The sequence below is a fragment of the Nonomuraea sp. NPDC049028 genome, from assembly GCF_043197735.1.
Lineage (GTDB): Bacteria > Actinomycetota > Actinomycetes > Streptosporangiales > Streptosporangiaceae > Nonomuraea.
This window is the reverse complement of record NZ_JBICTR010000003.1, coordinates 889,089-913,638: the sequence shown is the minus strand read 5'-3', so window position 1 is coordinate 913,638 and position 24,550 is coordinate 889,089. Positions and strand designations below refer to the sequence as shown.

22 protein-coding genes are annotated in these 24,550 nt (G+C 67.7%); 16 read left to right on the top strand and 6 right to left on the bottom strand.

Translation table 11 applies throughout. The features are described 5' to 3' along the window. Positions 1–71: 71 nt before the first annotated feature. A complete protein-coding gene (locus ACGFJ2_RS15255; RefSeq protein ID WP_393468370.1) occupies positions 72–1,352 on the top strand; it encodes a polysaccharide biosynthesis C-terminal domain-containing protein in 1,281 nt (426 codons plus the stop codon). A 7-nt stretch (positions 1,353–1,359) separates the two neighbouring features. Continuing rightward, positions 1,360–2,502, top strand: coding sequence for a glycosyltransferase (locus ACGFJ2_RS15250; RefSeq protein ID WP_393468368.1), 1,143 nt, complete (start codon positions 1,360–1,362; stop codon positions 2,500–2,502). On the opposite strand, the gene ACGFJ2_RS15245 is transcribed toward ACGFJ2_RS15250, so the two are convergent. Further along, positions 2,459–3,730, bottom strand: a complete 1,272-nt coding sequence (locus tag ACGFJ2_RS15245) for a hypothetical protein (RefSeq protein WP_393468365.1) — start codon at positions 3,728–3,730, stop codon at positions 2,459–2,461. The two genes, ACGFJ2_RS15250 and ACGFJ2_RS15245, sit on opposite strands and share 44 nt — an antisense overlap. A 312-nt stretch (positions 3,731–4,042) precedes the next feature. Between ACGFJ2_RS15245 and ACGFJ2_RS15240 the strand changes: the two genes are divergently transcribed. The 4 genes from ACGFJ2_RS15240 to ACGFJ2_RS15225 are packed head-to-tail and all read left to right on the top strand — an operon-like array spanning position 4,043 to position 8,618. Then, the gene (locus ACGFJ2_RS15240; RefSeq protein WP_393468362.1) at positions 4,043–5,194 is read left to right on the top strand and encodes a glycosyltransferase; all 1,152 of its coding nucleotides are present in this window, start codon (positions 4,043–4,045) and stop codon (positions 5,192–5,194) included. A 4-nt stretch (positions 5,195–5,198) separates the two neighbouring features. Further along, the gene (locus ACGFJ2_RS15235; RefSeq protein ID WP_357949754.1) at positions 5,199–6,179 is read left to right on the top strand and encodes a GDP-mannose 4,6-dehydratase; all 981 of its coding nucleotides are present in this window, start codon (positions 5,199–5,201) and stop codon (positions 6,177–6,179) included. Further along, a complete protein-coding gene (locus tag ACGFJ2_RS15230; protein WP_393468359.1) occupies positions 6,176–7,219 on the top strand; it encodes a glycosyltransferase family 4 protein in 1,044 nt (347 codons plus the stop codon). Before ACGFJ2_RS15235 ends, ACGFJ2_RS15230 begins: the two co-directional genes overlap by 4 nt. 4 nt (positions 7,220–7,223) lie before the next feature. After that, positions 7,224–8,618 (top strand): polysaccharide biosynthesis tyrosine autokinase, encoded by a 1,395-nt coding sequence (locus tag ACGFJ2_RS15225; protein WP_393468357.1) that lies wholly within the window; start codon positions 7,224–7,226, stop codon positions 8,616–8,618. Here ACGFJ2_RS15225 and ACGFJ2_RS15220 read toward each other — a convergent pair. The 3 genes from ACGFJ2_RS15220 to ACGFJ2_RS15210 all read right to left on the bottom strand — a co-directional run bounded on the left by ACGFJ2_RS15220 (position 8,596) and on the right by ACGFJ2_RS15210 (position 11,347). Further along, a complete protein-coding gene (locus tag ACGFJ2_RS15220; protein ID WP_393468354.1) occupies positions 8,596–9,177 on the bottom strand; it encodes a hypothetical protein in 582 nt (193 codons plus the stop codon). The genes ACGFJ2_RS15225 and ACGFJ2_RS15220 overlap by 23 nt on opposite strands. A 76-nt stretch (positions 9,178–9,253) precedes the next feature. Further along, entirely contained in the window at positions 9,254–11,032 is a 1,779-nt protein-coding gene (locus ACGFJ2_RS15215; RefSeq protein ID WP_393468351.1) for a DUF4012 domain-containing protein, read from the bottom strand. Between the two features lie 15 nt (positions 11,033–11,047). Continuing rightward, positions 11,048–11,347 carry an LPXTG cell wall anchor domain-containing protein gene (locus ACGFJ2_RS15210; protein WP_393468349.1) on the bottom strand — a complete coding sequence of 100 codons (300 nt, stop codon included), beginning with the start codon at positions 11,345–11,347 and terminating at the stop codon, positions 11,048–11,050. A 584-nt stretch (positions 11,348–11,931) separates the two neighbouring features. On the opposite strand from ACGFJ2_RS15210, the gene ACGFJ2_RS15205 reads away from it, so the two are divergent. The 6 genes from ACGFJ2_RS15205 to ACGFJ2_RS15180 are packed head-to-tail and all read left to right on the top strand — an operon-like array spanning position 11,932 to position 18,780. Then, positions 11,932–13,089: an ROK family transcriptional regulator gene (locus ACGFJ2_RS15205; RefSeq protein WP_393468346.1), complete on the top strand. Its 1,158-nt coding sequence runs from the start codon at positions 11,932–11,934 to the stop codon at positions 13,087–13,089. 10 nt (positions 13,090–13,099) lie between these two features. Beyond that, entirely contained in the window at positions 13,100–14,587 is a 1,488-nt protein-coding gene (locus tag ACGFJ2_RS15200; protein ID WP_393468343.1) for a sugar ABC transporter ATP-binding protein, read from the top strand. Continuing rightward, positions 14,587–15,594: an ABC transporter permease gene (locus tag ACGFJ2_RS15195; RefSeq protein WP_225292217.1), complete on the top strand. Its 1,008-nt coding sequence runs from the start codon at positions 14,587–14,589 to the stop codon at positions 15,592–15,594. The genes ACGFJ2_RS15200 and ACGFJ2_RS15195 overlap by 1 nt, the downstream gene beginning before the upstream one ends. Continuing rightward, entirely contained in the window at positions 15,591–16,637 is a 1,047-nt protein-coding gene (locus ACGFJ2_RS15190; RefSeq protein WP_393468340.1) for a substrate-binding domain-containing protein, read from the top strand. The genes ACGFJ2_RS15195 and ACGFJ2_RS15190 overlap by 4 nt, the downstream gene beginning before the upstream one ends. Before the next feature lie 11 nt (positions 16,638–16,648). Further along, positions 16,649–17,779, top strand: coding sequence for a Gfo/Idh/MocA family protein (locus tag ACGFJ2_RS15185; RefSeq protein WP_393468337.1), 1,131 nt, complete (start codon positions 16,649–16,651; stop codon positions 17,777–17,779). Further along, positions 17,776–18,780, top strand: coding sequence for a sugar phosphate isomerase/epimerase family protein (locus tag ACGFJ2_RS15180; protein ID WP_357949783.1), 1,005 nt, complete (start codon positions 17,776–17,778; stop codon positions 18,778–18,780). Before ACGFJ2_RS15185 ends, ACGFJ2_RS15180 begins: the two co-directional genes overlap by 4 nt. 238 nt (positions 18,781–19,018) lie before the next feature. Here the strand turns inward: ACGFJ2_RS15180 and ACGFJ2_RS15175 are convergent, their stop codons facing one another. After that, positions 19,019–19,510 (bottom strand): DinB family protein, encoded by a 492-nt coding sequence (locus ACGFJ2_RS15175; protein WP_393468334.1) that lies wholly within the window; start codon positions 19,508–19,510, stop codon positions 19,019–19,021. 433 nt (positions 19,511–19,943) lie between these two features. Here ACGFJ2_RS15175 and ACGFJ2_RS15170 point away from each other — a divergent pair, with 433 nt between their 5' ends. Next, positions 19,944–20,834: an NAD(P)H-binding protein gene (locus ACGFJ2_RS15170; protein ID WP_393468332.1), complete on the top strand. Its 891-nt coding sequence runs from the start codon at positions 19,944–19,946 to the stop codon at positions 20,832–20,834. 74 nt (positions 20,835–20,908) lie between these two features. Here the strand turns inward: ACGFJ2_RS15170 and ACGFJ2_RS15165 are convergent, their stop codons facing one another. Then, positions 20,909–21,490, bottom strand: coding sequence for an ATP-binding protein (locus ACGFJ2_RS15165; RefSeq protein WP_393468329.1), 582 nt, complete (start codon positions 21,488–21,490; stop codon positions 20,909–20,911). 109 nt (positions 21,491–21,599) lie between these two features. Between ACGFJ2_RS15165 and ACGFJ2_RS15160 the strand changes: the two genes are divergently transcribed. The 3 genes from ACGFJ2_RS15160 (at position 21,600) to ACGFJ2_RS15150 (ending at position 24,459) form a co-directional block, all read left to right on the top strand. Beyond that, entirely contained in the window at positions 21,600–22,433 is an 834-nt protein-coding gene (locus ACGFJ2_RS15160; RefSeq protein WP_393468326.1) for a Scr1 family TA system antitoxin-like transcriptional regulator, read from the top strand. Further along, positions 22,418–22,633, top strand: coding sequence for a DUF397 domain-containing protein (locus ACGFJ2_RS15155; protein ID WP_357949797.1), 216 nt, complete (start codon positions 22,418–22,420; stop codon positions 22,631–22,633). The genes ACGFJ2_RS15160 and ACGFJ2_RS15155 overlap by 16 nt, the downstream gene beginning before the upstream one ends. Before the next feature lie 185 nt (positions 22,634–22,818). Continuing rightward, the gene (locus ACGFJ2_RS15150; RefSeq protein ID WP_358178659.1) at positions 22,819–24,459 is read left to right on the top strand and encodes a cytochrome bc complex cytochrome b subunit; all 1,641 of its coding nucleotides are present in this window, start codon (positions 22,819–22,821) and stop codon (positions 24,457–24,459) included. Positions 24,460–24,550: the final 91 nt, after the last annotated feature.

Here is a 24,550-nt window from a genome sequence, read left to right as displayed (position 1 = left end):
GCCAGCGCGAGGTAAGAAGGCGGAGCCCCTCACAACCGAGCACCGACGTCGGTAACAGGCTCTCCTCGGGCGTGCTGCGCCTTCGCGCCTGGATCTTCTCGGAAACCTCGAGTACCGCCAGGATGGTGCAGGCGGGGACGAGCCAGTCACTCCGCCTCCTGCTGTCGACAGTCACCAGCATCTTGATCGCCCGCTACCTCCAGCCTGATGGCAGGGGTCAGTACGCGCTGATCGTCAGCCTGGTCTCCGGAGCGGCCATCCTTGGACATTTCACCGTCGTCAACACCCAGATCGCGCTCTGGAAGGACGGCGCTCTCAGTCGCGTGCTGACCGCCAACGGCCTCCTGCTCGGGATAGGGCTGGGCGCGGTGGCCGGCCTGGCCGTCTTCGTCGCGTCACCGCTGGTGTTCCCGAACCGGCCGGCCCTGCTCCTGGCGGTGGCTCTGGCGGGGGTGCCCGCCATGGCCGCGATCGTCAACCTGCGGGGCATGCTCACGCTCCAAGCCAGGATGGCCCTCATCAACCGCAGCATCCTCGTTTCCGGCTTGATCAACTGCCTGCCCCTGGTGCTGCTGGCGGTGCTGGGCCACTTCACGATCTCCGCGGTCGTCATCATGTGGACCGTGTCCGCTGTCGTACCGCTCCCGTTGTACCTGCGGACGCTGCGCCCGAATCTCAGCCACGCCAGCTGGGACCTCGCCGTGCGCCAACTCGGCCTGGCCGGGCGCTACCACATCGGCCACATCGCCCAGTATTTCCTGCTGTGGTCGGCGGCGGACATCCTGCTGCTCAACGCGCTGGTGTCCGCGTCCGAGGCCGGTCTCTATAGCGTGGCGGTAGTCGTGATCACGATCGCCCGGGTGCCCGCGGACGCCGTCATTCAGGTCGTCCTGCCACAGCAGGCCAGCGGTGACATGACCACATCCGCCGCGGCTACCGCGCGCGCGCTCCGGCTCGCGTTGCTCTGTTCATCGGGCTGCGCGCTCTTCCTCGCCGCCGCCTCCCCGCTGCTGGTCCCCTTCGTGTTCGGTGCCTCCTATGAGAGAAGCGTCCTGCCGCTGGTCATCCTGGCCCCGGGGATCGCCGCGTACGCCATTGTGCGCCTGACGGGGCAGTACCTGATCCGGCTCGACCGCCCCCTCGGCATCTCCGGGATCACCGTCGTGGCGCTCGCTGTGAACATCGCGCTCGATCTGGTCCTGATCCCCAACATGGGTGCGGCAGGAGCCGCGCTGTCATCCTCGATCGCTTACGGCCTGCTGGCGGTCATCGAGGTGATGTGGTTCTTCCGGGCCCGCGCGGCTTCGCCGGAGCTCAAAGAAAGCGAACTTCAAGGAAGCGGGAAGGAGTAAAGGAGCCATGCGGAAAAGAGACCGATCCACTCTACGCCGTGTCGCATTCCTCATCGGGCACCTGGGGCGCGGGGGAGCCGAGGCTCAGATATCCCTGCTCGCGCAAGGTCTGTCCGGCAGAGGCATCGAGGTGCACATGTTCCTCATCTCGAAAAGCGGACCGCACGAAGCGGTCCTCCGTGACGCCGGAATAGAAGTGCATCACCTCGGCTTCGGCCGCACATCGTCAGGATCAGCTGATCTGCTGCGGTGTCTGCGGGGTTTCGCGCGTCTCATTCGATCGCTGCGGCATATTCGGCCCGAGGTGCTGCACGCCTACCTCTTCGAGGGCCGAATGCTGGGACCACCTGCCGCCTGGCTGGCGGGCGTGCCCGTCATGGTGGCCGGTCGGCGCAACGCGGGCGAGCCGGAACAACGCCACCGGCGGGTGCTCGTTCTCGAACGAGCGATGACCCGGCTCACCGATCACGTCGTGACGAACGCGGTCGCCGTGGCTGAGGAAGCCCGCACGATCACAAAGATCCCGGCACGCAAACTGAGCGTGATCTACAACGGTCTTCGGGCCTCCGCCTTCGAGCGGGCCGAGCCGGCGAGCATCGAAGACACCGAACTCCCTGTTGTGCTGTGCGTGGCCCGCATGGCGCCGCAGAAGGGGCACGACATCCTGATCGAGGCCGCCTCCCGGCTGCTCCGGCGAGGCCGGCCGTGCACCTTCCTGCTCGCCGGCGAAGGCAGGGAACGGCACCGCCTGGAGGAGCTGGTCCGCGGGTCGCGGGTGGATGTCCGTTTCCTCGGTGACCGCGCTGACGTGAAGGCGCTCCTGGCCAGAGCCGATGTGGTGGTCCTTCCCTCCCTTTGGGAGGGCCTGAGCAACGCGGTCATGGAGGCGATGGCCGCAGGGCGGCCGATCGTCGCCACCGCGGTAGGCGGCACACCCGAATTGCTGGACGGCCGGGGCGTCCTGATCCCCGCGTCCGACGCGGAGGCTCTGGCCGACGGCATCGTCCGCGTCCTCGACGACCCGGACCTCGCGGCCTGTCTAGGACGCGAGGCGCGCGCCTGGGCGCGCGAGCATCTTGATGTGGACGTGCTGGTCGATCAGCACATCAATCTCTACCAGCGGCTCGCCCGGATCCGGAAGGACTGCTGAGCGCGGTCAGCGGCGGACGTGCGGCTTCTTCGATGTCCGCCGCCGGCCGCCTCCTGCTCCATGCCACCGCGGACAGCAGGCTCGTGAGCATGACGATGGGAATGCGCTGCCGGAAGATCAGGCCGACATTGGCCACTGTCGTCGCGTAGGCGATCGTGCTCGGCACGATGAAGAACAGCAGAATCATGAGCGATCGACGGTCATAACGCCAGAGCAGCCGCGCCCCGCGGATCGCGCTGTAGAGCATGAAGTACCAGACCAGCGTCTCGATCTTCGCCAGCTGCAGCGTCGCGCTGCCATCAGTCCAGGGGAAAGGAGCCAGCAGCGTGTAGAGCAACTTCGGGAGCAGCGAACCCCACGCGCTGCCGCTGTCCTCGAACAGCACGCCTGAACCCTGGCTGGCATATGAGCGGCGAGCCTCTTCCGACTGGCCGAACTCCAACTGTCCCAGTGCCGAATCCACGAGCCCGTCGTCGTCGACATAGCCGGCGAAGAACAGGCCCGACACCAGCAATCCGGCGGAGACGACCAGAACGCGAGTGAACGCCGCGCCCCGCGAACCCATGAGCCCGAGCAGCCACGGAACCCCACACATGAACACCATGTAGGCACGTACGTTGAGGAGCCCCCACAGCAATGCCAGCGTGGTGAGTGGCTTGCGGATGTCAAACCGTCGAGCGTTCGAAACGGCGAGGTAGAGACAGCCCACGACGAGGAACGCGTTGAATCCATCCTTGAACGTATCCGACGTGCACAGGAGGAACATCGGGGAAAAGGCGGTGATGGCCAGCAGGACGAATGCCGCCCGTTCGTCGGCGCCCACCAACCGCGCGAATCTGTACATGACGATGCACAGCGCGCACGCTATCAACGCCACGACCGCCACACAGGCCAGCGGGGCCGGGCCGCCGCACAGATACATGAGGATGGCGAAGACATAACACGGTAGCGCTACGGAGTCGAAGCGCTCGGCCGGCACCGAGGTGGCGAACTGAAAGCCTTCGCGCTGCCAGAACGTGGCGGTCTCCAGGGACATGGCTTCGTACCCCAGATAGTCGCCGCCGTATCCGACGGCATCTGGCCGTACTACCGCGAAGTGAATGACGATCCGGGCGGCGAAGGCGGCAAGCAGCACCGGCAACACGTGCCACGCCGCCTGTTTGTCAAAACTTATCGAAACAAGGAAGACCAGTGTGATCACCGCGGCGGCCACGATAAGGTATTCCACCCAAACTCCTCAACGCTCGTATTGGCGCCATATCGACCTCTATGTCGATGTGATCGGGACGGCACGACGAACAATACGACGAGCGGCTGCCGAGATCGGCATGGCACACCGAACCGCTGTAAGTCAGTAGGAAAGACGTCGGCCGGTCAGCTCATCCGAGCTGATTCCATAACCTGCGGGGACAAGATATGCAAATATTCCGTCGGCACCGCGACTCGGACCATTGAACGAGTCAAGGCCCAAGCTAGCTTCTGCGGCATGAAGACCCATTCCGCAGGAGCTTGTGCGAAGCCGGACGGCCGCATAAGAGTCATGGATGTCATCGCCCGGATGAACATCGGCGGCCCGGCTACTCAGCTGACGGGGTTGTGCGCGCAGCTGAACAACGACACCTTCGATCACCGCCTCTACACGGGTGACGTCAGTGGCGACGAAGGCGACCATTTCCTGCTCCGGGATTCGGCGATGCCGGTTCACCGGGTTCCCGGGCTCGGTCGCTCGATCAAGCCCGCTGATGACGTCCGGGCCGTCGCCCACCTGATCAAGGCGATACGCACGTTCCGGCCGCATATCGTGCACACGCGGACGACGAAGGCCGGATTGCTGGGTCGCGTGGCCGCTCGCCTGTCCGGCATCAACCCGGCCATGGCCCACGTGTTTCACGGGCATCTCCTTTACGGCCATTTCTCGCCGCCCAAGCGATTTGTCTACGTACGGACGGAGCGCCTTCTCGCGTCGATGTCCGATCGTCTGGTGACCGTGGGAGCCCGCGTCCGCGACGAGTTGCTGGAGGCCGGGATCGGCCGTCGCGAGCAGTACATCGTCACCCCGCCGGGCGTCGGGCTCGGCCCGGTCCCCAGCCGCGAGGACGCCCGCCGGTCGCTGGGACTTCCGCCGGACGCGCCCGTGGTCGCCTTCGTGGGCCGGCTCACCCAGGTGAAGCGCCCCGACAGATTCGTCGCCACGGCGAGGGCGGTGCTCCGGCAGGTGCCCGACTGCCACTTCGTCGTCTGCGGAGACGGTGAGCTCCGCGAGCAGATGGAGCAGGCGGTCACTCCCATGCGCGCCTCCTTCCATCTGCTCGGCTGGCGGAACGACGTGGCCACCATCTGCTCGGCCGCCGACATGGTCCTGCTGACCTCCGACAACGAGGGGATGCCCGTCGCGCTCATCGAGGCCGGGATGGTGGGCAGGCCCTGCGTCTCCACCAGGGTGGGCAGCGTCGCCGAGGTCATCAAGCACGAACAGACCGGTCTGGTGAGCAGCGCCGACGTCGGTGAGCTGGCGAAGCACACCGTACGACTGCTGACCGACCCAGACCTCAGGCACCGGATGGGCGAGGCCGCCCGCGACTGGACCACCGCCTCGTTCGGGGTGGAGCGCCTGGTGGCAGACACCGAGGCCATGTATCGATCGCTGTACGAAGAGCGCCGGGCACGCGCTTCAGCCAGAAGGGCGAGGTGACAACATGCGATATCTGCTGACAGGCGGGGCCGGTTTCATCGGATCCCATCTCACCGACGCGCTGCTGGCGCGCGGTGACTCCGTCGTGGTGGTCGACAATCTGTCGACGGGACGGACCGCGAACCTCGCGCTCGCCGCCGGCCACCCCCACCTTCAGTTCGTCCAGGGCTCCGTGCTGGACGAGCTCATGGTGGACGAACTGGTCCACGAGTGCGACGTCGTCGTCCATCTCGCGGCCGCGGTCGGCGTCAAGCTGATCGTCGAGCAGCCGCTCCGGTGCCTGACGACCAACATCCGTGGCTCCGAGGTCGTCATCGAGGCCGCGCATCGCTACCGGAAAAAGATCCTGATCACCAGTACGAGCGAGATCTACGGCAAGAACTCGTCCGGACCGCTGCGGGAGGACGCCGACCGCATCCTCGGCAGCCCGTCCGTGGTGCGCTGGGCCTACAGCACGGCCAAGGCCGTCGACGAGATCCTGGCCAACGCCTATCACCAGGAGCGCGGCCTGCCGACGATCGTCGTGCGGCTGTTCAACACCGTGGGCCCACGGCAGAGCCCGGCGTACGGAATGGTCATCCCGCGCCTGGTCCATCAGGCGGTCAGCGGCGCGCCGCTCACGGTCTTCGGCGACGGAAGCCAGACCCGCTGCTTCGCGCACGTCGCGGATGTCGTCGACGCGTTGCTGCGGCTCCTCGACCTTGAGGCGGCGGTCGGTCAGACCTTCAACATCGGCTCCGCGAACGAGGTGAGCATTCTGGACCTGGCGAAGCTGGTCATCGAGCACACCGGGTCCACCTCCGGGATCGACCTCATCCCGTATCACGAGGCCTACCGGCAGGGCTTCGAGGACATGACCCGCAGGGTCCCCGACACCACCCGGATCCGCGAGCTCACCGGCTGGGCTCCCCGGCACACTCTCGACGAGATCCTGACCGAGGTCGTCAAGCAGGTTCGCGAAGAGCTCACGGCGTCCAACCGGTGAACGCGACGATCGCCCTTGCCACCGGCGTGGCCGCCTTCGTGATCAGCTGTGCGGCGATCGTGCCGTTGAGGCGCCTGGCGCTGCAATGGGAACTGACCGATCGCCCCAGCGAGAAGAAGGCGCACGCCCGCCCGACTCCTTACCTGGGTGGCATCGCGATCACGCTCGGCGCGGTCGTGCCGGTGATCGCGGTGCTCGGCTTCGCCGAACTCCGGATCATGGCGATTCTCCTGGCGGGTACCGCGGTGTCGCTGGTCGGTCTGATCGACGACGTCGGCCCGCTGCGCCCGGTCACCAGGCTGGTCGTGGAGGCCGCGGCGGCCAGTGGGGTCGCGCTCGCCGGTGTCCACATAAGCACGCCGGCCAATGGATGGGTGGACGGCGGCCTCACGGTCGTGTGGATCGTCGTGATGCTCAACTCCTTCAACCTGCTGGACAACATGGACGGCGCGCTGGGAGCCGTCAGCACCGTCACGGCCGCCCTCCTGGGTGGAACGGCCTTCGTGACCGGCCACCCGGCGCTGGGGCTGCTGCTGATCGCGCTCGCGGGCACCAGCCTCGGCTTCCTGCCGCACAACTGGGCGCCCGCGAGGATATTCATGGGTGACTCCGGATCCCTGTTCATCGGATTCGTGGTCACCTGCTCGGCGGTCTTCCTGGTGAGGGGGCAGGGTCCGGGCGAGATGATCGCCGGATTGCTCCTGCCGACCTTCGTCGCCACCGTCGACACCGGCGTCGTGTTCCTCTCGCGGGTGCGGGCGGGCCGCTCGCCGCTGATAGGCGGTACCGACCATGTGACACACCGGCTCCGCCGGCTGGGGCTCAGCACCCGGACGGCCGCCGCGACGCTCGGCGCGCTGGCGGCCGTGGCGGGCGGCTGCTGCCTGCTGATGGCCATGCGCTGGATATCGCCCCTGGTCACGACGATGGTCGCGGGCGGAACCGCCATCGTTCTCATCGCCTTGCTGCAGGGTGTGCACGTCTACGTGCCGATCGAAGACCTCAAGGCTCCTCCAAGAATCCGCGAAAGGCGGCGTTGATCCAGTGGATTTGCTCTACTACATGCGGCTCCTGCGCCGAAACTGGCTGCTTCTCCTCATCTCGCTGGTGATCGGGATCAGCACGGCGGTGGTGGTCACCGCGAACACTCCGCCGCAGTACGTCGCGACGATCTCCATGCTGGTTTCCGGCCAGGACAGGGAAGGCAGCCTCTCCACCGCCTATCAGGCGGGCATGCTGTCGGCGCAGAGGGTGCAGTCCTATGCCACTCTGCTGTCCAGCCGCCGGGTGGTCAGCCAGATCACCACGCCCGAGGACATCCGCCGGATGCAGGCGAACATCTCCGCCGAGGTCGTCCCCGGCACCGTCCTGCTCCGTGCGACCGTCACCGACACCGACCCGGCCCGCGCCGCACAGCTGGCCAACGCCCTGGGCACGCGGTTCACGCAGCTGATCGAGCAGCTCGAGCGGGTCAATTCGGCCACCCGGCCCACGGTCAAGGTCACCGTGGTGGACCAGGCGGAGATCCCTCAGACGCCGGTCAGCCCCAGGCCGGTGGTCAACCTGGTGGTCGCCGTACTGATCGCGCTGGTCATCGCCATCGGCTCGCTGACGCTCCGCGATCGTCTGGACACCACCATCAAGACCTCCGACGCGCTGCAGCGGGTCTCGAAGAGCTCGACTCTCGGGATCATCGGGTACGAGCGGGACGCGCGGCGTCACCCGCTGATCGTCCGTAGCGGGGGCCGATCGTCCAGGTCGGAGGCGTTTCGCTCACTCCGTACGAACCTGCAGTTCATCGGTGTGGACCGGCAGCCCAAGTCCCTGGTGATCACCAGTTGCCTGCCGAACGAGGGCAAGTCCTCGACCTCCTCCAACCTCGCGATCACCCTGGCCCAGGCGGGCTGGCGGGTGCTCCTGGTCGACGGCGACCTCCGCCGTCCGCGCATCCCGACCTACCTCGGCATCGAGGGCGCGGTCGGCCTGACGGACGTACTGATCGGCAAGGCAAAGCTGGACGAGGTGATCCAGCCCTGGGGCGAGCCGCGCCTGTTCGTGCTGCCGAGCGGCCAGATCCCGCCGAACCCGAGCGAGCTGCTCGGCTCACGAGGGATGCGCCAGGTGATCGACCAGGTCATGGACGACTACGACATCGTGATCGTCGACGCGCCGCCGCTGCTGCCGGTGACCGACGCCGCGACGCTCTCGGCGATCTGCGACGGAGTGCTGCTCGTCGCCCGGTACGGCAAGACCCGGCAGGAGCACATCGTCCGGGGCACGGAGTTGCTGGCGTCGATCAACGCGCGCATCGTGGGCACGGTCATGAACTTCGTCCCGGCCAAGGCCAGCCGATACGACGGCTACGGTTACGGCTACGGGTATGAGACCGACACCGGCGCCGAGGCCAGGGCCGCGGTCAAGGCGCCGACGGCTGTGTGAGGAGCCGGAGCGGGACGTCGAGCGATCTGGCGATCCTCCGTCCCGCCATCCGGTGGTGCCACCGGGTGCCACCGATGGGGTCGAGGATGTCGGGCCGGTCCACCGGCACCAGGCCGCGCAGCCCGCGCACCTCGTCGACCAGCGCGTGCGCCCGCCGTACCGGATCGCGATGACGCGTGACCGCCGCGGGCTCGACCGCGCTGCTCAAGGCGCCGAACTCGGCGATGGTGAAGGTACGCCCGGCGGCCTGGAGCTGCCTGGTCACCACTTCGGCGCGATGCGCGACGGCGGCCGTCAGCACGAGGTCCGCGGCGGCCACCACCTCGGTGGTCAGCGGGCTGGAGACGAAGCCGCTGGGATCACCACCGAGGCGCAGCAGCGTCTGCCGCGTGTGCTCGGCCATCTCCATGCCCGGCTCGGCGTGGGTGCCCGCGCTGGTCACCCGGAATGCCGGCCCGAGGGCCGACCGGGTCAGCCGCTCCGCCAAGGGAGAGCGGCAGATGTTGCCCGTGCAGACGAACAGGATGTGGAAACCAGACGCGTCCCGCGTACCTTCCATGAGCGCGACGCTAGAACGCCCTGGTCAGACGGCCGTCGGCGGCGCGCCGGTCTTTACCCTTCGCTTCAGGTATCGATTATTTGGTGGGAGTCTCGAAGGTACAGCCCCGATGGTCCTGGGTGATGCTGGTCTGCTGGGGATGGACCAGTGGCTGCACGGGCACCAGCGGTGCCGCGTCCGAGGCGGGTTCGAGCAGGAGGAACTCCAGCGTCTTCGACTGCCGGGGCGCGAGCTCCAGCATGGTGGAGTAGACGGGGTGGGATCGTTCGACCTCTTTGATGATCTTCACCGGCTTGCCGTCGATCCGCACGCCGCCGTTCTTCGCGCCGACCCCCGTGTACAGCGACACCCACAGCAGGTTGGATCCGACGGCATGGGCGCGCTCCGGGGAGTCAAGGCGGCTGGTGACATACCTGGGCAGCTTCCTGTGCGGCACGTCATTGGTGAGACTGACCCGCACCTTCGTGACGCGTTGCCCGTCGGGTCGGCAGGGTCCCAGCTCATAGTCGACCGAGCGCTTGAGGTAGTAGTCGAGCTTGTTGCCGCCGGAATTGTTGACCACCAGTCCGGCGAACGGTCCCGGCTCCTGCGGCAGCACACCGCCCAGCGGCGTCGTGGCCAGGCGGCGCTGCTCGACGCCCCTGCGGCTCCACACCTGGATCCGCCGCTCGTCCACCATCTGCGCCAAGGTGGACATCAAGGTGCGGGGATCCGGATGGGACCGGGTCATCGCCTCGCTGACGGCGCCGGCGATCGTGATGAGGTACTTCTTACGCTCGTCCGGATCCTGGTAGCGGACATAGGCCACCCGCTCGGTCAGGTCGGTGACGTTTTCGGCGGTCACCGTCTCACCGCCCGGGAGAGTGACCGGGCCGATCAGCCGCAGCAGGTAGGAGAGCCCGACCGGGTCGGTCGCGATGGCGCCATCCAGCCGCCGGCCCGTCTGCCGCTCCCACAGCGCGGTCCAGGTGGTCGCGGCGTACGGGAAATGCGGGGAAAGATTGGAATTGGAGAGCAGGGAAAGCGCGCTCGGCCCGTAACGCGCGCTGAATGCCGGCCCATTGTCGGCGACCGGCGCCGAACTCGGCGCGAGGCGGGTGTTGGCGGAGAGCCGCTGAATGCCCAGTTTTCCTTGCCCGGCTTTCAGAATGCCGAAGGCGCCCACCAGACCGCCGGTTCCGCGCGCCTCGGCATTCGTCTGGAATGCCAGGAAATAGCGGCGTGGACCGTCATGGCCCAGCATCGGCGGCAGCAGGGCGGCGGCGTCGGCCGCGGCGCCGAGCCAGCCGTGCAGCCGATCGATCTGCTCCAGGGCCGTGACGCGGGCCTGGTCCAGCTCGCTCACGCCTGTGTCCGCCGGGGTTACGGACAGGCGTGAGCGCGCCAGAGCGACCCGGTCGGCGGCGGCGTCCAGGGCCGGTGCCGCCGACTCCAGGTCGGCCAGCAGTTCGCCCATGTCGGTCATGGAAGCGCCCTTGGCGGACCCACCGGCCGTGATCAGCCGCGCGGCGGCCCGGTGCACGTCGGTCAGGGCACCGGTCAGCTCCGCGGCGGCCTCCGCCAGACCGCGGATGGTCGTCGCGCTCTCTCCGACCAGGGGAGTGTGAGCGAGCAACGACCAGTCCGGGCCGGAGGTGAGCCGGCGGGCCTCGGTCGCGTGCCACTGCGCGTCCGCGAGCGTCCCGGCCAGCCGGCCGGGGTCGCTCGCGCGCAGCAGGACCAGCGCGTTCCTGGTCGCCTGCAGGTGGTCCCGCACGCTCAAAGTGAGGTGCGCGGCCCAACCCCCGGCCAGCGTGAGACCCGCGGCGGGAGCCAGCAGGCCGGCGATGACAACTCGGCGTCTCTTGCTTCGCACTGTGAGATCGGCGACTTACTTCGCGCTGTACGAACGGCGACGCCGCATGGCGATCAGCGTGCCGGCCGTGCCCATCAGGAGCATGCCGGCACCGGCCGCGGCCAGGGCCTTCACGGGTGCTCCGGTCATCGGCAGCTCCCTGTGGTGGCGATGGCACCCGTGGCCACAGCCCCGATGGTGACGATGCCACCCGTTGAACTCCTCGGGGTCGATGTCGACGTCGATGTTGACGTGCGACGACGACGTCGAGGTGGCCCTCGGAGTCGAGGCGGCATTGGCCGTCGGCGGATAGGGCCGCGGGCTCTCGGTGCTCATGGGTGCCACCTGGCTGCCCGTGGAGGCGGACGCCAGTCCTGCGGTCCCGAAGGCGATCCCACCTCCTACGGCCATCGCCACGAAAATAGGTATCGTGATTTTTTCTCTCATTTCGGACTCCCCGTATGGATGGCGGTTCGGGTCATGGGACATTTCGCCCGGAATTCCAGCGAAGTGTTCGCCACGGAACCCGTTATATGCGCCCTCCTAATGGGTGCTCCGGTCGCCGCACAGTTCTTACCGAATGACCACTAATGGTTCTCCAGATGTTGACGGTCTGTCGGGCGCCGATGCTCCGCGGGGCCGTCCCGGGGCTGTGTCGCGCTCGCGGGGAGGTCGCTCCGAGGCGCTGGGGCGTGTGAAGGCGGGCTGCCAGCGCGGGCGGCGGGGGGTCGTCGAAGCGTGGGGCGGCCGGAGCGTGCGGCAACGGGCCGCCGCAGGGTGGCGCGCGTCGCGACCTCGCTGGGGCCGAACTGCCCTTATGTCCGTATTCGGGGATCTTTGTTTGATTATCGGCGGAAGTAGGGATGGTTTGGGCGGCTAACACTCTTGATTTGCCGCTTGTGTGATCTTATTGTCGCCGCATGACCTCCGCTCCGGGCTCGCCCGGTGACGTTCTGACGCTCATCAGCGCCGGTTCCGCTACCACCCGCTCGGACCTCGCCCGGCTGACCGGCCTGGCCAGGTCCACGATCAGCCAGCGCGTCGACGCGCTGATCGAGCGCGGCCTGGTCTCCGAGACCGGAAGCGGCGAGTCCACCGGCGGCCGGCCGCCGCGGCAGTTACGCCTGCACACCGCGGACCACGCCTTCGCGGGCGTCGACCTGGGCGCCACGCACTGCAGGATCGCGCTGATGGACATCTCGGGCGACGTGCTGGCCGAGTGCGAGGACCCGCTGCTGATCGCCGAGGGTCCGGAGACGGTCCTGGCCCACGTCGACGAGCGGCTGGACCGGTTGCTCGCCGAGGCGGGACGGCCCCGCCCCGCGCTCAAGGCGATCGGGATGGGGGTGCCGGGGCCGGTGGAGTTCGCCACGGGCCGGCCCAACAACCCGCCGATCATGCCCGGCTGGAACGACTACCCGATTCCCGAGCACTTCGCGGGCTGCGCCGTACTCGTCGACAACGACGTGAACGTCATGGCGCTCGGCGAGCACCGCAACGCCTACCCCGACGCCGAACACCTGCTGTTCGTCAAGATCGGCACCGGCATCGGCTGCGGCATCGTGGCCGAGGGCAAGCTGCACCGCGGCGCCCAGGGCTCGGCCGGCGACATCGGCCACATCCGGGTCTCCGGCCACGAGGACGCCGGCTGCCGCTGCGGCAACAGCGCCTGCCTGGAGGCTGTCGCCGGCGGCGCGGCCGTCGCCAGGAGGCTGACCGAGCTCGGCACGCCCGCCGAGACGGGGGCCGACGTCGTGGCGCTGGTACAGGCGGGCAACACCCAAGCGCTCCGGCTGGTCAGAGAGGCGGGCCGGTTGATCGGCGAGGTGCTCGCCAGCCTGGTCAACTTCTTCAACCCCGAGGTGATCGTCATCGGCGGCGCCCTGTCCCGGGTCCACGAACACCTGCTCGCCGGCATCAAGGAGACCGTCTACCGCAGATCGCTGCCGCTGGCCACGCATCACCTCTCGATCGTGCCCAGTCGTACCGGGATCAACGCCGCCGCGCTGGGCGCCGGGATCCTGGCGATCGAGAACTACCTGTCACCCGAGAACATCAACCGGATCGTCAACGCCTGAAGGGACCCCAATGCTGGTCATGAGGGGGATCGTCAAGCAGTTCCCCGGCGTGCGCGCGCTCGACGGGGTGGACCTCGACGTGAGCGCCGGCGAGGTGCACTGTCTGCTCGGCCAGAACGGCGCGGGCAAGTCGACGCTCATCAAGGTGCTGGCCGGGGTCCACCAGCCGGACCAGGGCACGATCGAGTTCAACGGCGCGCAGGTCAGGGCAGGCAGCCCGATCGACGCCATCAGGCTCGGCTTCGCCACCATCTACCAGGAACTCGACCTCGTCGACGGGCTCAGCGTCGCGGAGAACATCTTCCTGGGCCACGAGCACGCCCGCGCCGGCTTCGTGAACAGGGGAGCGGCCAACCGGGCCGCCGCCGCGGTGCTGGCCAGGCTCGGCCACCCGGAGATCCGGCCGAAGGCCGAGGTCGGGCGGCTGGCACCGGCCGCCAAGCAGGTCGTCTCGATGGCCCGAGCGCTCTCCCACGAGGCCCGCCTGATCATCATGGACGAGCCGTCGGCCGCGCTGGCCCACGACGAGGTGGCCAACCTGTTCCGCATCATCCGCGAGCTCACCGCCCAGGGCGTCGCCGTCGTCTACATCTCCCACCGCCTGGAGGAGATCCGCGAGATCGGCGACCGGGTCACCGTGCTCAAGGACGGTCGCACGGTCGCCGTCGGCCTGCCCGCCCGCGACACGCCGACCTCCGAGATCGTCTCGCTGATGACCGGCCGCAACGTCGAGTACGTCTTCCCGCCCCGCGCCGCCGAGTCCCCGGGTGACGAAGTGCTGCGTGTCGAGGGCCTCAGCTCGCCAGGCGCGTTCGCCGATGTGTCGTTCTCGGTGCGCGCCGGTGAGATCGTCGGGCTGGCCGGGCTGGTCGGCTCCGGCCGTTCGGAGATCCTGGAGGCGGTCTACGGCGCCCGTCGCGCCTCCGGGCGCGTCCTGCTGTCGGGCAAGGCCGTACGGCGGGGCGACGTCGTCGGCACCGTACGGCAAGGCATGGGCCTGGCCCCGGAAGAACGCAAGGCCCAGGCGCTCCTGCTCGACCAGAGCGTGACCGCCAACATCACCCTGGGCAGCCTGCCGGAGTTCGCCACGTTCGGCTGGATGAACCGGGTGCGCGAGAAGGCCGAGGCGCGGCGCCTGGTCGAGATGCTCGACATCCGCCCGCCCGACCCCGAACGGCCGATCAAGACGCTGTCCGGCGGCAACCAGCAGAAGGCCGTACTGGCTCGCTGGCTGCTCGGCGGGCGCAAGTTACTCCTGCTCGACGAGCCGACCAGGGGCGTGGACGTCGGGGCCAGGGCCGAACTGTACGCGGTGATCCGCGGGCTGGCCGACCAGGGCATCGGCGTGCTGCTGGTGTCCAGCGAGGTGCCCGAGGTGCTCGGCCTGTCCGACCGCGTGCTGGTGCTGCGCGAGGGGACGGTCATCCACCAGGGCGACGCCCAAGAGCTCGACGAGCATCGCGTGCTCGACATGATCATGGATGGGAGAGCCGCCTGATGAGCAACCCCGCAGAAGCGGGCCCGCAGAACCGCCTGGCCGTGCGGGCGCCCGGTCCGCTGGCCTGGCTCGGAGAGGCACGGCACCTGGGCCTGGTGGTCGCGCTGGTACTGCTCGCGATCGTCGGCCTGGTCACCAAGCCCGAGAACTTCGCCACCACCTCCAACCTGGTCAGCATCCTTTCGCTGGCCGCCACGATCGGCGTCATCACGGTCGGCGCCACGTTCGTCATCATCGGCGGCGGCATCGACCTGTCGGTGGGCGCCACCATGGCCCTGGCCTCCGTCTGGGCCACCACACTGGCCACGCAGGCGTACGGACCGGCCGTCATGGCCGTCTGCGCGATCCTCGTCGGCACCGGCACGGGCCTGGTCAACGGGCTGCTCATCGCGTACGGGCGGCTGGTGCCCTTCATCGCCACCCTGGCGATGCTGGTCGCGGCGCGCGGGCTGGCCCAGCGCATGTCCGACCGCAAGACGCAGATCATCCAGTCCGACAACGGCGCGATCGTGGACCTGTCGACCACGCGGCTGCTCGGCGTGCCGCTGCTGGTCTACATCTTCGCGTTGGTCGTGGTGCTGGGCTGGATCCTGCTCAACCGCACCACCTTCGGCCGCCGCACCTACGCGGTCGGCGGCAACCCCGAGGCGGCCCGGCTGGCCGGCATCAACGTCCGCCGGCACACGATGCTCCTGTACGCCCTGTCCGGGCTGTGCTGCGGCATCGCCGCCATCCTCATCATGGCCCGCACCACCACGGGCTCCTCCACACACGGCGACCTGTACGAGCTCGACGCCATCGCCGCCGTCATCATCGGCGGCACCCTGCTCACGGGCGGCCGCGGCACGATCATCGGCTCGATCCTGGGCCTGCTGATCTTCACCCTCATCACGAACCTGTTCATCCTCAACGGGCTCAACACCAGCGACCAGCTGATCGCCAAGGGCCTGATCATCGTCGTCGCCGTCCTTCTCCAGCGACGGAACCTGAAGGAGAGAGCACCATGAGCAACAACGTCGCGCGCAGGGGTTTCCTGGTCGGTGGAGCCGTGATGTTAGCGGCCGGCTGCACCAGCAACGAGCCCGCCGCCGCGCCCTCGTCGGCGGCGCCCGCTCCCGCGCCCGCGGCCAGCGGCAACGACCAGCCCGGCACCAAGGTGGTCATCGGCTTCTCCGCGCCCGCCGCCGACCACGGCTGGATCGCGGCCATCGCCAAGAACGCCGAGTCCGCGGCCAAGCAGTATTCGGACGTCGACTTCAAGCCCGTCGAGCCCACGAACGACATCAACCAGCAGATCTCCGCCGTCGAGTCGCTGATCGCGGCCAAGGTCAGCGCCCTGGTGATCCTGCCGAACGACGGCCAGCAGCTCAACCAGGTCGCGCTCCAGGCCACCCAGGCCGGCATCCCGGTCATCAACCTCGACCGGATCTTCCCCGACAAGCTGGCGTACCGCACCTGGATCGGCGGCGACAACTACGGCATGGGCGTCGCGGCCGGCCAGTACATCGGCAAGCAGCTCAAGGACAAGGGCGTCTCGAATCCGGTGATCGTGGAGATCCAGGGCATCGCGACGCTCCCGCTGACCCAGGACCGCAGCAAGGGGTTCGCCGACGCGCTGAAGACGTTCGGCTTCAGCGTCACCGCGAAGCAGGACGCCAAGTTCACCGTGGAGACGGGCAACTCGGTGGCCGCCAGCCTGCTGCAGGCGCACAAGAAGATCGACGCCCTGTGGAACCACGACGACGACCAGGGTGTGGGCGTGCTCGCCGCCATCAAGGAGGCGAACAGGAACGAGTTCTTCATGGTCGGCGGCGCCGGCTCCCTGAACGCCATGAAGGAGATCCAGTCAGGGACCTCCGTGCTGAAGGCCACGGTCACCTACAGTCCTACGATGGCCTCGTCGGCCATCAAGCTGGCCAGGTTGATCGCGCAGCAGAAGGGCATGAGCGACCTGGTGGAGAACCAGGTGCCACAGTCGATCACGCTCGCGTCGGAGACCATTACCAAGGAGAACGTCGAGAAATACCTGCCACTCGGCTTCGAATCCTGATCGGGGGTTGCATGTCAGACCAAACCACCGTCGGCGTGGGCATGATCGGCTACGCGTTCATGGGCCGCGTCCACTCCCAGGCATGGCGCAGCGTCGGCGCCTTCTTCGACCTGCCGCTGGCACCGCGCATGGCGGTGCTGGCCGGTAGGTCCGAGGAGCACACCGCCGCCGCGGCCGCCCGGCTCGGCTGGGCCGACACCGAGACCGACTGGAGGGAACTGGTCAAACGCGACGACGTGCAGATCGTCGACATCTGCACGCCGGGCGACTCCCACGCCGAGATCGCCATCGCCGCCCTGGAGGCCGGCAAACACGTGCTCTGCGAGAAGCCGCTGGCCAACAGCGTGGCCGAGGCGGAGGCCATGGTGCGGGCGGCGGCCTCGTCGACCGGCAAGAGCATGGTGGCCTTCAACTACCGGCGGGTGCCCGCGGTGGCGCTGGCCCGGCGCTACGTCGAGGAGGGCAGGCTCGGCGAGATCAGGCACGTACGAGCCCAATACCTCCAGGACTGGATCGTCGACCCCGCATCTCCGCTGGTGTGGCGGCTGCAGAAGGACAAGGCGGGATCGGGCGCCCTGGGCGACATCGGGGCGCACATCATCGACACCGCCCAGTTCATCACCGGCCAGAACATCGTGGGCGTCTCGGCGCTCACCGAGACGTTCGTCAAGGAACGTCCCGTGTCGGCGGGCTCGTCGGAGACCGGGCCCGTCACCGTCGACGACGCCGCGCTGTTCATCGGGCGGCTCACCGGCGGTGCCGTGGCCTCCTTCGAGGCCACCCGGTTCGCCACCGGCCGCAAGAACGCGCTGCGCATCGAGCTCAACGGCTCGAACGGCAGCCTCGCCTTCGACTTCGAGGCCATGAACGAGCTGTGGGTCAGCGAGGGCGACAGCGGCTTCAAACGTATCCTCGTCACCGAGGCCGACCACCCCTACGCCGGGGCGTGGTGGCCACCCGGACACGGACTCGGGTACGAACACACATTCACCCATGAGGTCAAAGACTTCCTGGAGGCGATCGCCCAGGGCAGCGACCCGGCACCGTCGTTCGCGGACGGGCTCCGGGTGCAACGCGTGCTCGCGGCGGTCGAGCGTAGTGCGGCTGACTCCAGCCGTTTCACAGTTGTGGAGGACATATGAGACCGGTCACCTTGTTCACCGGCCAGTGGGCCGACCTGCCGTTCGAGGAGGTGTGCCGGCTCGCCGCCGAATGGGGCTACGACGGCCTCGAGATCGCCTGCTCCGGCGACCACTTCGACGTGGCGCAGGCGATCAGCGACCCGTCGTACGTGTCCGCCAAGCGGGCCCAGCTCGACAAGCACGGCCTCAAGGTCTGGACGATCTCCAATCACCTTGTCGGCCAGGCGGTCTGCGACCATCCGATTGACGAACGCCACAAGGCCATCCTGCCCGCCCGCATCTGGGGCTCGGGCGACCCGGAGTCCGTACGCCAGGCGGCCGCCGAGGACATGAAGAACACGGCGCGAGCCGCGGCCCTGCTGGGCGTCGACACGGTGGTCGGCTTCACCGGCTCGTCGATCTGGCACACGGTGGCCATGTTCCCGCCGGTGCCGGCCTCGATGGTGGAGGCGGGCTACCAGGACTTCGCCGACCGCTGGAACCCCATCCTCGACGTCTTCGACCAGGAGGGCGTCCGCTTCGCCCACGAGATCCACCCCAGCGAGATCGCCTACGACTACGTGACGACCCAGCGCACCCTGGAGGCCATCGGCCACCGCCCCGCGTTCGGCCTCAACTGGGACCCGTCCCACATGGTCTGGCAGGACCTCGACCCGGTGGCGTTCATCCTGGACTTCGCCGACCGCATCTACCACGTGGACTGCAAGGACACCCGCGTCCGCGTGGGCGACGGCCGCCGCGGCCGCCTGTCCTCCCACCTGCCGTGGGCGGACATGAGGCGCGGCTGGGACTTCGTCTCCACCGGCCGCGGCGACGTGGCCTGGGAGGACTGCTTCCGGGCGCTCAACTCGATCGGGTACGCGGGCCCGATCTCGATCGAGTGGGAGGACGCGGGGATGGACCGGCTGGACGGGGCCCGGGAGGCACTGGGCTACATCCGCGGCCTCAACGCCATCACCCCACCGACCACCGCCTTCGACGCGGCCTTCTCCACCACCTGACCTGACTGCCCTGGCGCGCCCGACACGCATGGTCATCGCGTGTCGGGCGCGCTTCGCGCGGACGGCGCTCAGGCGTGTTTCCCAGGGGGCTCCCGCCCCCTTCGACCCCCGACAAGCGCGGGCTTCGCCGTGGCGCGCTTCGCGCGGACGGCGCTCAGGCGTGTTTCCTTGGGGCTCCGCCCCGGCGAGGGGCTCCCGCCCCTCGCGCACCCCATGCCTTGCCTGGTTGGCGGACCAGCTATCGAGGCCCGAGTCCCGTCTTGCCGTCGAGTAGCTCGCGTGCGGCGTCGAGGTGGCCCGCATGGCGTGCGGTCTCCTCGATCATGTGCAGGACGATTCGCCGCAGGTCGGTGACCTCGTCCCCGAGCGGACCGGGGTGACGTCCTCGCGGGGGAGCCGAGAGCGGAGTCGCGGCGAGGACCGCGTTGGACCGCTCGCACTGGTCCCGGTAGAACGCGAAGACCACGGACGGTGGTCGCGGTGTGGTCAGCGGCATGTGGTCGTCGGGCCAGGCCAGCGGCTCGGCGTGCCCGGTGGCGATCTCCTGGAACCAGTGCCGCTCGGCGTGGCCAAGGTGCTCCACGAGCCCCAGAACCGTCCATCCCGAGGGCAGGACCGCGGTTGACAAGGCTTCGACGTCGAGGCCGTCAACGATCGCCAGCACACTGGCCCGTTGCGCCTCCAGGAACATCAACAGCGCGTTCTTCTCGCCGTCATCCACCGGGTCCACGCCCTCTCTGATCAGGCAACGAAGAGCTGCCGGAAGAGCTCCTGCAGGATCGTCACCGGCGAATGCCGCAGGTTAGCAGGCGGAACCGACATTTATCGGACACCGAGACACGTCAGGCCCGTCGGGCTTCCTCCCGGCTCAGCCTGCCCCAGCCTTTGGTCTTGCGCACGGAGAACACGCGGCTATGTGGGAGCTACCCGATCTGCGTGACGATCATGGATTTGGCGCGTTGGCATGACGACGCGCTGCTGCGTTGACAGCTGAGCAGGTGGAGTCGTGGTAGCTCGGTTCGGCCACCGTTTTGGCAGGTCGGAGCCTTGTGGGCGGGCGCTGGGCATGCTTGTGTCGTGCCTTCGCCTGTGATCCACTTCCAGGTACGTAGTCGGCAGTAGGGGCTCCGCGATCCACAGCGACCCCGGATAGAGGGAAACCCATGTCTGAAGCGAACCACGCCACGGTGGCGGTCACCGGGATGACCGGGGCGCTGGGCAGCCGGATCGCGGCCCGGCTCGCCGAGCATGGCGTCCCCCAACTCCTCGTCGGACGCAGCCCCGACCGCATACCCGAACTGCCAGGCGCCCAGCGACGCGGTCCGGCCGCCTACGCCGACGCCTCGGACATGCGCGAGGCGCTCGAGGGCGCGTCGACCCTCGTCCTGGTCTCCGGACATCGCACGGGACGTCGGTTGGAGGAACACGCCACCGTGGTCGAGGCCGCGATCGCGGTCGGCGTGAACCGGGTCCTGTATGTGTCCCTCGTCGGCGCGTCGCCCATCGCCACCTATGTCAACGCCCGCGACCAGTGGCTGACCGAACAGTTCCTGGCAGGGGCCGGGATCCGCCACACGGTGCTCCGGGCGGGCATCTACGCGTCGACGCCGGCCGCCCTCGCCGACGAGGAATTCGTCGTGAGCGGCCCCGCGAGCACCGGCCGGGCCGCCTTCGTCACCCACGAGGACATCGCCGACGTGATCACGGCCGTCGCGCTCGATGAGGGTCCCCGCTCCGCGTACGACGGCGCGATCCTTGAGATCACCGGGCCCGAGGCCCTGACTCTCGACGAAGCGGTCACCCGGATCGCCGCGGCCACCGGTCGGCCTTACCGCTTCGAATCCGAGACTCTTGAGGAAGCCTTCGCACGGCGATGGCGACTGGGCATCAGCGGAGAGCAGATCGAGACCTGGATCTCGTGGTTCCAGGCGATCGAGAAGGGCGAGGTCTCCGTGGTCACCGACGTCGTCTCCCGGCTCACCGGCTCACCGGCGACCCCGATCGCAGACGCGGCCTGGTGGCCAGCGCCGAAGACGGCGCGTGGTATCCGCTGAGGGCCCTTCTCGGTCGCGCGCTCTTCGGACGGTTCGCCCGGGATCCTGTTCGTCACCTGGACGCGGCGCCGCACTCAGGTCGTGGCTGAATGGTGGGCTTCCAGACATGTGGATTCGGCATTCGGCCTTACCGTCCGAAACTTCACGTTGGCCCACACGATGCGGTGATCAACTGCGGTGACAAAAGTCCCCCAGCATCCGTTGGACAGATCAGCGACAATGCGAATACCGCGCCCCGATTCGGCCTCGGGAGCGGGCTCGGCCATATGCGGCTCAGTGCCAAATGCGCCGGGATCGGTCACCTCGACACGAAAGAAGCCGTTCCCGCGTCCCACGCTCACCGTGACCCACTCGCGGTCCGGGCCTCCTTCCACGTGCTCGCAGGCGTTCGTGACCAGCTCAGAGACCACCTGCTGCACATCGGGCACCGTCGGATGGTCGTCCGCGAGCCACCAGGCGACAGCCGCGCGCGCCTGTTTCGGCGCCATGCGGCCGCGCCGCAGCCGGGTTGCTCCGATGAGAATTACATCTTCTGCTCGTATTAGCATGGAAATCACCTGACTCGCCCGAATTTCTGTGCCGTTATAACACGCGATCTCGAGAATTCGTGTGTCGCACGGGGAATTGTTGGCCTGAAACACTGGTAAGCGTGCCATCCGGCAGGTAATTTTTGGGATGACCGTAAGGGCTCGTGCCACACGGATATGAGTCCTCCGGTGGGAAATGTTGTGTGATCCTGTGGGATCAGACCAGGAGTAACCCCCGATGCGTCCTGCCAAAGAGTTGAATCCAGACGCCAGTGCGGAGGCCCGTTTCGGGTACGAACTACGTCAGCTTCGTCTCGAAGCGGGACTGACCCAAGGGCAACTCGGCCACAAGATCGGTTTCTCCGCCAACCAGGTCGGTTCCGTCGAACGAGCCGTACGCACACCGACCGAGGTGCTCGCCAAGCGCTGCGAGGAAAGACTGGGGCTTGAGCCGGGCCGCCTGGTCGACTTCCTGCCGGTCGGCAAGCGGGAGTCCGTCTTCAAGACGCTCGCCCCCTGGCTCGACATCGAGGCGACTGCTCGCGAACTCTGGACCTGGGAGCCAACCATCGTCCCTGGCCTCCTTCAGACGCCCGAATACGCCCGAGCCATCGTGGCGGGAAAACCGGGGGTCACGGGTGACCAGGTGGAGGAGGCGGTCAAGTCCCGGATGGCGCGCAAGGAGATCTTCCAAAGAGACAGCCCACCCACACTCTGGGCGGTCCTCGATGAGTCGATCCTTTACCGTCCGATCGGGGGCGAAAGTATCACCCGCCACCAACTGTCGCACCTCATCGAGGTGGCTCATAGTCCGTGTATCACGATCCAGATCCTCCCGCTCAGCGCCCGTCTCACGGCTGGACTGCTCGGAGGCTTTGTGATCGCGCATATGACAGGCGGGCCGAGCGCGGCCTTCGTGGACAGCCCTGTATCGGGAAAGGTGTGGGACAAACCGGCTGAGATCGAGACCCTCGGCCTCCGCTATCAGATGTGCCGCGCGGAAGCCCTTCCCCAGAGCCTGTCCATCAAGAAGATCGAGGAGAGGTTGGAGCAGGGATGGACCTGGAACTGAACGAGGAACTCAGGACCGCCGCATGGCGGAAGTCTTCGTACTCGGGCGACAACGGAAATTGCCTGGAGGTTGCCCCGCTGTCCGCCGGTCGCGTGGGTATCCGCGACACCGAGCGGCCTGACCTGCAGCCCTACGTGGTGAGCGCGTCGGTGTGGGCTGCGTTCATGGACGGCGCCAAGCGGGGAGAGTTCGACTTCTAGCCACCTCAAGAAGGGGCCCGGCAGCGTACCGGGCCCCTTTGTCATGGGTGTGGAGGGTGCTCAGCGCGGGCGGACATGTCACATTTCGGACCTCTGTGGCGTCTATGTAGCGAGGTGTCCACGAGAACGGGGAGCGACATGCCCACAGTGCCTGACATGGCGGTCGGTGTGAGCGGAGATAACGGATGAACGAGCTCAAGACCATCCCGAACGCCGTCTCAAGCCCCTCGAACTGGCTCGATGAGCGCCTCGGCGCGGCCAACTTCATCAAGCGCAACATGCGCAAGATCTTCCCCGACCACTGGACGTTCCTGTTGGGGGAGATCGCGCTGTATGCGTTCGTCTTCCTGCTGCTGACTGGGACGTTCCTGACGTTCTGGTTCAAGCCCAGCATGGCGGAGATCGTCTACGACGGGTCGTACGCCCCGCTCAAAGGCGTCCTGATGTCCCAGGCCTACGCGTCGTCGCTGGAGCTCAGCTTCGACGTCCGGGGTGGCCTCCTGGTCAGGCAGATGCATCACTGGGCGGCGCTGATCTTCGTGGCGAGCACCATCGTGCACGCGCTGCGGGTGTTCTTCACCGGCGCCTACCGCAAGCCGCGCGAGCTCAACCATGTGATCGGCGTGCTGCTGCTGACGCTGGCGCTCCTTGAGGGGCTGACCGGATATTCGCTGCCCGACGACCTGCTGTCCGGCGCCGGTCTGCGGATCACCGAAGGTGTGCTGGTCTCATTGCCGCTGGTCGGTACGTACGCGACGTTCTTCCTGTTCGGCGGGGAGTATCCGGGCGGAGATGTCATCTCCCGGTTCTATTCGCTGCACATCCTGCTCATCCCGGGCATCATCCTGGCGCTGGTCACCGCTCACCTGGTGCTCATGTGGATGCAGAAGCACACCCAGATGGCCGGTAAGACGCAGACGAACCAGAACGTGGTGGGTGCGCCGTTCTATCCGGCGTTCATGGCCAAGGCGGGCGCGTACGTCCTGTTCACCTTCGGGGTGATCGCGGGGCTGGCGACCTTCGCCCAGATCAACCCGATCTGGCTGTTCGGGCCCTACACGCCCGCCGACGTGTCGGCGGGTTCGCAGCCCGACTTTTACATGGGCTTCCTTGAAGGCGCGTTGCGCATCATGCCTCCGTGGGAGATCAACCTGTTCGGTACGTCTCATGCGGGCACAGTGCCGCTCAACGTCATCATCCCGGCGCTGGCGCCGCTGGGTATCGTCTTGACGGGCCTGGCGTTGTATCCGTTCCTGGAGCAGTGGGTGACGGGCGACAAGCGCGAGCACAACTTCGCCGACCGCCCGCGCAACAACCCGCACCGCACGGCGATCGGCATGACGGCCATCGTGTTCTATGGCGTGCTCTGGCTCTTCGGTGCCAACGACGAGATCTCCGCCTATTTCCACATCAGCCTCAATGCGACGACGTACGCGGGCCGGGTGCTGATCTTCGTGGCGCCCGTGCTGGCGTATGTGATCACGTACCGGATCTGTCTGGGGCTCCAGCGCTACGACGCGGGCATCATTTCCCATGGTGTCGAATCGGGTGTGATCAAGCGGTTGCCCAGTGGTGAGTTCGTCGAGGCCCACATGCCGGCGGCGGACGACATCGAGGCGCACGTACGGGGCAAGGAGCCGGTCCTGATGTTGGCGGTCGCCGAGCCCGACAGCGCGGGCATCCCGCCGAAGGGCATGCGCGGCCCACTGGGCAGACTGCGCGCTCGGATGTCGAAGGCGTACGGGGGCGAGAAGGTCCCCCTCGACGACGGCCACAGGGCCGGAGAGCTGGATCGCGCGGGCGACGACCGTACGCTGATCCATTAACTGAAGATCGGCCGAGTAGGGCATCTTAAGAGAATCGTCAGCGGGACCTGAGATGTTGTGGGTGTCACCGAGCAGCACCCCGACACTGAGG

Bases quoted from the DNA above. Each gene is read 5' to 3' on its own strand.
- ACGFJ2_RS15250 (WP_393468368.1), top strand. From the start codon at position 1,360: ATGCGGAAAAGAGACCGATCCACTCTACGCCGTGTCGCATTCCTCATC.
- ACGFJ2_RS15240 (WP_393468362.1), top strand. From the start codon at position 4,043: ATGGATGTCATCGCCCGGATGAACATCGGCGGCCCGGCTACTCAGCTG.
- ACGFJ2_RS15235 (WP_357949754.1), top strand. From the start codon at position 5,199: ATGCGATATCTGCTGACAGGCGGGGCCGGTTTCATCGGATCCCATCTC.
- ACGFJ2_RS15220 (WP_393468354.1), bottom strand. From the start codon at position 9,177: ATGGAAGGTACGCGGGACGCGTCTGGTTTCCACATCCTGTTCGTCTGC.
- ACGFJ2_RS15210 (WP_393468349.1), bottom strand. From the start codon at position 11,347: ATGAGCACCGAGAGCCCGCGGCCCTATCCGCCGACGGCCAATGCCGCC.
- ACGFJ2_RS15205 (WP_393468346.1), top strand. From the start codon at position 11,932: ATGACCTCCGCTCCGGGCTCGCCCGGTGACGTTCTGACGCTCATCAGC.
- ACGFJ2_RS15200 (WP_393468343.1), top strand. From the start codon at position 13,100: ATGCTGGTCATGAGGGGGATCGTCAAGCAGTTCCCCGGCGTGCGCGCG.
- ACGFJ2_RS15195 (WP_225292217.1), top strand. From the start codon at position 14,587: ATGAGCAACCCCGCAGAAGCGGGCCCGCAGAACCGCCTGGCCGTGCGG.
- ACGFJ2_RS15190 (WP_393468340.1), top strand. From the start codon at position 15,591: ATGAGCAACAACGTCGCGCGCAGGGGTTTCCTGGTCGGTGGAGCCGTG.
- ACGFJ2_RS15185 (WP_393468337.1), top strand. From the start codon at position 16,649: ATGTCAGACCAAACCACCGTCGGCGTGGGCATGATCGGCTACGCGTTC.
- ACGFJ2_RS15180 (WP_357949783.1), top strand. From the start codon at position 17,776: ATGAGACCGGTCACCTTGTTCACCGGCCAGTGGGCCGACCTGCCGTTC.
- ACGFJ2_RS15170 (WP_393468332.1), top strand. From the start codon at position 19,944: ATGTCTGAAGCGAACCACGCCACGGTGGCGGTCACCGGGATGACCGGG.
- ACGFJ2_RS15165 (WP_393468329.1), bottom strand. From the start codon at position 21,490: ATGGCACGCTTACCAGTGTTTCAGGCCAACAATTCCCCGTGCGACACA.
- ACGFJ2_RS15160 (WP_393468326.1), top strand. From the start codon at position 21,600: ATGCGTCCTGCCAAAGAGTTGAATCCAGACGCCAGTGCGGAGGCCCGT.
- ACGFJ2_RS15155 (WP_357949797.1), top strand. From the start codon at position 22,418: ATGGACCTGGAACTGAACGAGGAACTCAGGACCGCCGCATGGCGGAAG.
- ACGFJ2_RS15150 (WP_358178659.1), top strand. From the start codon at position 22,819: ATGAACGAGCTCAAGACCATCCCGAACGCCGTCTCAAGCCCCTCGAAC.